The organism is Chelatococcus reniformis (assembly GCF_014640075.1).
GTDB classification, from domain to species: Bacteria; Pseudomonadota; Alphaproteobacteria; order Rhizobiales; family Beijerinckiaceae; genus Camelimonas; species Camelimonas reniformis.
The window spans coordinates 1-5,831 of record NZ_BMGG01000023.1; the positions used below are offsets into that span (position 1 = coordinate 1).

Consider the following 5,831-nt stretch of genomic DNA (forward strand, 5'->3'; position numbering starts at 1 on the left):
TCTCAGCGCGATCGGCATGGCGAATCACTCCGTTCGCCACCCATGATTCACATGTTTGCCGCCGCGGGAATCCCCGCCGAGCCACGCCTCACGGGATTTGGTATAAGCGGCAGAACGCGAGCGGGATCGACTCTCATCGCTTGAGCGAAGTAGCGATCTTTCGGCTTTTATTAATCTGCAAAGGGCTGGCCATGGTAGTGAGAGGTCCTGAAGCCGAGGACTAGGCGAAGGGGCCCAAGCCCGACGCCACCCGCGAGACGGCGCCGGCTGAGGCACCGCTGTTGCCCTCTGTGCAGAGTAGGTCGACTGGATGAATGAAGCGCGAGAGAGATAGTGCCTTTCGCCGGCCGCGCCGAAGCGAGACATCCTCCCGGGGGATGGAACTGGGGATCTCGATAGAGGCGTTGCGGGCGCGCCGCGATCTGCGGCGCCGTCGGATGATCTCTTCCAAGTTGATCGACTCGGCTCGCCGACTCTGATCCTCCAGCCAGAACTCGCTGTTAAAGTACGCACGCACACTTCTCCAGCTGAAAACGCAATCTTAACTCCTTCCGAATGCCGATGCAGCTGTAACTTCGGCTTCCAAGACTTTAAGATACAATCCAGACGCGCAGGATAGCTTGATCTTGAATTTCTTATTTTCGGTTTTTCGCCGCGGCTCATTCGTGTGTACCGACCCGACGACAGTCATTTCTTCGGACCCGAGGCCGAGGATCTGATGGTCATCAGGAAACTGCGCTTTCTCCGGCGCGAGCAGAAGTGCCTTCATGCCCCCACGCGCAGCTCGAACCACCATATTGGTATCGTCGCAGGCAGACGGCACCAAGCGATATACCAACCAGCCGAGGCCGAAGGTGATCGCAATCATCAGCATCAAGCCGATCTTTAAGCCCACCGAGGGTTCTCCACGTTAGCGTCGCGCGGTCGTGTACCCGCGTCGGCGGAACGCTAAACCAGCCTTGCACGAGCGACAACCCGATCGAATTCGCAATTAGCCTCTATAGCCGGCGCAGCTAGCCTCTCATGTTCCCAGCCGGCCGGTCGTCGTGTGGGAGCTGCCCGAAGGCAAGCGCAACGACGCGCTGGACACGTTCGTCGGCCCGCTCGCGGTGTGCCGTTCGCTGCCCCGTCGGATCTCGCAGAGGCTTCCAGTTCAGACAGCCGAAACCGACCTCGCCACGAGGGCACGTCAGCAGCAGGCTCCGCCATGCAAACGATCGCTCGACCACCCATCGACGCGGTAGAAGAACGAAGCCGCGCTTGGCGTCGGGCAGCTTCACGACTTCCGGTTCGATCCCGTGCGCGGCCGCAGCCTTGGCGGCCCGCTCTCCCGTATAGCCCTGATCGACGAAGGCGATGTCCACGCTCTCGTCGGTCGCCGCCTTGATGGCCTCGGCCATTCGGCCGACCTGAGACCGGTCCTCGTCGCTGGCCGGCGTGACGTGGAGCGCCAGCCTGTGGCCGAGGGTGTCCACGGCGATGTGGAGCTTATATTAATCATCTCGCAAGCCTCGGAAAACATGGTTACCTAATCCATAATATCCTCGAGATATATCGTGAATCTATGCGGCCTTGTCGGTGAATGAGACAATCTCGCCAATGGCTTGAAATTCCTCAAGGTACTCGGGCCGGTGCTGGAGCAGGTAGCGGACCACCCGTGGATTGCCGAGAAGCTTTGCCAGATAGCCCTTGATGACCGTTAGCTGGAGATGCTCCTTGCCGTAGGTGTCCTGGAGACCCGTCATAGCTTGCTGGAGGCGCGCTAGCTCCTTTTCCAACCGTGCCATCACCTCAGGTTTAACGCCTTTGACCACCTTCGGCTTTGTCTCGCCAACAAGTTCGCTGACAGGCGTGCCAGCCAAAAGAGCCGTGGCATAGCCAACCGAAAAATTATTGGTCGCAATCATCAGCTCTGCTGCTTCGATTTGGCGCATTGGCTTCATGCGCTTAAATATCTCGAATATGGCCCTCGAGCACATTTGATCCTTCAGCAGTGATACCACCTCCGGACAAATCCCGGTAAGCAACCGAATTTTGCGCTGTATGCTATCTGTTCTTAAGCCGAGTGCGCGAGCAATCTTTTCTCTCGACACGCCCCGGGCTACGGCCTTGAGCACCATGGCGTTTTCTTGAATTGCAGAGAGGCGACTAATCCGCTTATTGAACGTAAAGGCCTCATCGTCAGTCGAAATCAAACACTCAACCTCGCTTCTTCCCAGATCTTTCAAGATATCTATACGAATGTGGCCGTCAAGCAGTAGGAAATTTTGAGTATTTCCGGGTATTCGTGAGATCACCGGTGGTTCGACCAAGCCGACCTCTATTACAGACGCGCGTATCTGCTGATATTTTTGACTGTCTTTAACGCTGACGCGGGGAGGTCGCACGGGGAGGAGTGCCGCAATCGGGACCGTGACACATTCGAGCTCAAATGCAAGTCCCTTCATATGGCGGCTCCCATTATGCGCTTGTCGAGGTCCTTCGGCAGGGTGTCGAGCTTCTCTGCTCGCAATAGCGTGACAAAGTTCTCGTCAGCCAGCAGATTTTTGAGGGCCTCAACGACAAATAAAAGGCGTGTTTGCGTGACCTCTGCCTTTTTGACGAGCAATCGCTGTCGGTCAGCTTCCTGCTGAAAAATGCGGACGAGCGCATCGGATGTACTCGCCTTCTTTAGCTTCTTACCAAGCGCAGATTCGTGAACTCGCTTGCCGCGTCTACTGCGTGCCTCGATAAGGCGGCGCACCTTTATAAGTTTTGAGCCAGTGAGCTTGCCTTGAGTGTAAGCGTCGGCAAGCAGCTGCTGAACATTTTGACTGTCGCTGCGAGCAATTTCGATCGCTACTGAAATGGGGATCGTGCCAGCCTCAACCGCTCGAACGAGACGTTGCTCACCTCGCTCGATCAATTGGGCCATCATACTGACCCATTCCGACGACATGCCAATCTTCTGAGCGATTTCTCGATCCGTGTAGCCGCGTTGGCGAAGTGCAGTCACGTCCTGGAGTAGGTCAAGCGAGGGGTGTTGTCTTCGGGCGCAGTTCTCTACTAAGCTCATAACCATGCAATCTTCTTCCGATGCGTCCGTCACGAGGGCGGGAATTTCAGTTTGCCCTAGTTCGCGGAAAGCCTCGATGCGGCCCTGACCGCACGCGAGACCATACGAGCGCTGGCCGTCCGGCCCGACCATTGTGTTGACCTTGATTGGGCGCTTGAGACCGACATTTTCGATGCTATCCAACACCTCAATGAACTTGCGACGATTGCGAACGCGCGCGTTTAATAGGACGATACGGTCGATCGGAATCATTTGCACACGGGCGTTTGTCATGCTACCTCCTCCAGCTTGGTGCGGGCTGCAAGAGCGTAAAGAAAGTCGAGTGACTCGAAGCGGTAGCCGTCGAGGGACAACCCGTTGCTCTCTGCGAGCCGCAGGTTAGATTTGGTCATGTCGAGCCGCGGAAGCAGATAGTAGTCGAGCGGCGCCACGTTGCCGCAGTCCATGCGCACGGCGACCGTAATGTCGGCTGCTAAGCCAGTGTCAAGCCGGATGCGCCACCGAGGGGCTCCTGCCGGCGTTTCACGGCGGCGGGAGATCACGACGGCGGCAGTGAATTCGTCGTTGACGTGAAGCAGGCCCGTAGCAGCTTCAACCCGCACTTGGCCGCCGGCGCGCCGCAGGCCTTGCACCACTACCGCAACAACGTCTGGGTGAAGCGCGCGAAGTCGTCGGTTAATCTGAAAGTAGCGATAGTCGCGCCGCGGGCTATAACCCACCAGCTTGTAGGCGCGCAAGAGACTCCCGAATCGGCTGCGATAGGTGCTGCTTGACGGCATACCCTTTTGCTCGTCGATGATGAGGCTCGAGATTGAACCTTGTGCCTGGAGCAGGGTGCGCAGCAGCTCAAGTAGCTCGGCGTCAGACAGTTTCCGGCTTCGGTCGTCGATGATCTTGGCGGCACGCTCGAATGTGGGAAGGTCCACCAAAGCGGCGAAGGCGCCACGACCTTGTACCCAATGGTCTGGCGGGTTTACCACACGACGCATCTTGAGCTTGAAGGACACCCTATTGAAGACGTTGTCGCCAACGTATTTGGGGTTGGTCAAGACCTGATGGACGGTTCCTCGAGTCCAGGGACGACCGAGATCGGTGACATACCCGGTTCGATTCAAGCGTGCCGCAATCTCGGACTCGTCTGTACCCTGCTCAACAAATAGACGATAAATTTGCCGGACCGTCTCGACCTCGTCAGGCGGTCCGGGCACCAGAATCACACGGTCGGTTTGGAGGTTTTTGCGCTCGCCAGCTAAGAGCTCGCCCTTCGGTTCACGGTTCTCGTCGATGAGGAGGCGGCGCAAGCCGTAGCCCGCCAACCCCCCTTGCCAGAAGCCTTTCTCGACGAGCCGGGATTGTCCGGCGAAGACCCTAACCGACAGTTCGCGGCTGTATTCGCCGGCCATCACTCTTTTGACAGTTTTTAGCAGATTCGCGCCGATACTACCGTCGTTGTGAAACTGTTCCGCACAGTATAGTACAATGATGTTGGCGCGGTAGCATAAGAACTCAAGATGAGCGGCATGGTCAGCGTTTTGGAACCGGCCCCAACGGCTCACGTCGTAGACCAGAATCATGCCGAAGTCGGCGCCCTGCTCGACATGCGACAGAAGGCGTTGGAAAGCCTCCCGTCCGTTCAGACTCAGCCCGCTCTTGCCGGCGTCCTCGTAAATGCGGACAATCCTGATATTCCGAGCCTCTGCGAACGTCCGTATTGTGGCGAGCTGATTTTCGGTTGAGTAGCGTTGCTGATCGGTCGACATGCGCACATAGGCGGCCGCAAGGGTTGACCGGTCATCGCCGGTGCCTGCGATCAACGAAGGTTCACTATCCACCTTCACAGGCTGACGCTCCACTGTTCGCGTCGATACCAGCACACGCACCTGCAACTAAAGCGCGGAGTAGGTGGAATGTCATTTTCAAAATCGGGCAAGGTCTTTCCGAAAGGGCCTGGGCGGGTTCCGCGACCTTTGTCGTTCGCTACGATGATCTCGACGGCGTTGCGTACCTCGCTCCGAGGCGAGTCCTCCAGGATCAAGACTGTGGCGCTATGGACGGGAGCGAATGAACGGACCGTAAAGAATTGGTTCACCGGTTGCTGGGCTCCCAGCGGAGATCATTTCCTCGGATTGGCCGCGAATTCGCCCGCGGTTCTTGCCGCTTTTCTGGCAGCGATCCACCGGAACGACTGCCTCGTGATGGCCGACATTGAAGAGGCGCGCGCTAAGGTGGCGGCTGCGCTATTAGCCTTGGAGGCGGTCCACGCTGCTCTCTTGGAGAGCGGCGTCGAGGCTGTCTCCGCCGATGAATGATGCGTGTTGCATCATCGGGGTAGCGGAGATGGCGTGATTTAGCGGTCGGCGCATTGCAAGGAGTGGGTGGAGTACACCAGTTTCCATTTCTTCTGCGGCGAGGCGTTCCTCCGACCTGACCTTTGATCGCGCGTCGCTGAAGTTCTGGAATCAGCGCACCGGCGAGGCCCGGTTGATCGCGCTGTCAAGGAGAGCTTGGCGGTCGCTGTCAAAACCGTCGCGGCCAAGCCGCCCGACTGCACACGCGTCATCATGGCCATGACCGTGCATAGCAGGCGGTTGCCTTCGGACCGATGTCCGGCTGATGCACCGGGCGCGAGCGGTGGTGTGTTGGCCAAAGTGTCCGGCGTCGATCGTGTCCTTTGACGTGAGCCCCTGAAACTCCTCCACGGATAGTTAGAGTCCGCCCCAGCACGAGGGACGGACGGATGAAGAAGTCACGGTTCACGGAAGAGCAGATCATTGCG

General features: G+C 57.9%; 5 protein-coding genes and 1 pseudogene. 1 reads left to right on the plus strand and 5 read right to left on the minus strand.

What is annotated here, in order from left to right; all coding sequences use genetic code 11:
- Positions 1-541: 541 nt before the first annotated feature.
- From IEW34_RS30080 to IEW34_RS30100, 5 genes and pseudogenes are all read right to left on the minus strand, one after another.
- The gene (locus tag IEW34_RS30080; RefSeq protein ID WP_210324630.1) at positions 542-874 is read right to left on the minus strand and encodes a hypothetical protein; all 333 of its coding nucleotides are present in this window, start codon (positions 872-874) and stop codon (positions 542-544) included.
- A gap of 331 nt (positions 875-1,205) precedes the next feature.
- A pseudogene (locus IEW34_RS30085) lies at positions 1,206-1,490 on the minus strand (transposase); the annotation flags it as partial.
- Positions 1,491-1,562: 72 nt separating this feature from the next.
- Positions 1,563-2,447 carry a plasmid partitioning protein RepB C-terminal domain-containing protein gene (locus IEW34_RS30090; RefSeq protein ID WP_188612943.1) on the minus strand — a complete coding sequence of 295 codons (885 nt, stop codon included), beginning with the start codon at positions 2,445-2,447 and terminating at the stop codon, positions 1,563-1,565.
- Positions 2,444-3,328, minus strand: a complete 885-nt coding sequence (locus IEW34_RS30095; protein WP_188612944.1) for a plasmid partitioning protein RepB C-terminal domain-containing protein — start codon at positions 3,326-3,328, stop codon at positions 2,444-2,446. Before IEW34_RS30095 ends, IEW34_RS30090 begins: the two co-directional genes overlap by 4 nt.
- On the minus strand, positions 3,325-4,893 hold the full coding sequence (locus tag IEW34_RS30100) for a recombinase family protein (protein ID WP_280516357.1): 1,569 nt from the start codon (positions 4,891-4,893) through the stop codon (positions 3,325-3,327). Before IEW34_RS30100 ends, IEW34_RS30095 begins: the two co-directional genes overlap by 4 nt.
- A 69-nt stretch (positions 4,894-4,962) precedes the next feature.
- Between IEW34_RS30100 and IEW34_RS30105 the strand changes: the two genes are divergently transcribed.
- The gene (locus IEW34_RS30105) at positions 4,963-5,364 is read left to right on the plus strand and encodes a hypothetical protein (RefSeq protein ID WP_188612945.1); all 402 of its coding nucleotides are present in this window, start codon (positions 4,963-4,965) and stop codon (positions 5,362-5,364) included.
- Positions 5,365-5,831 lie beyond the last annotated feature (467 nt).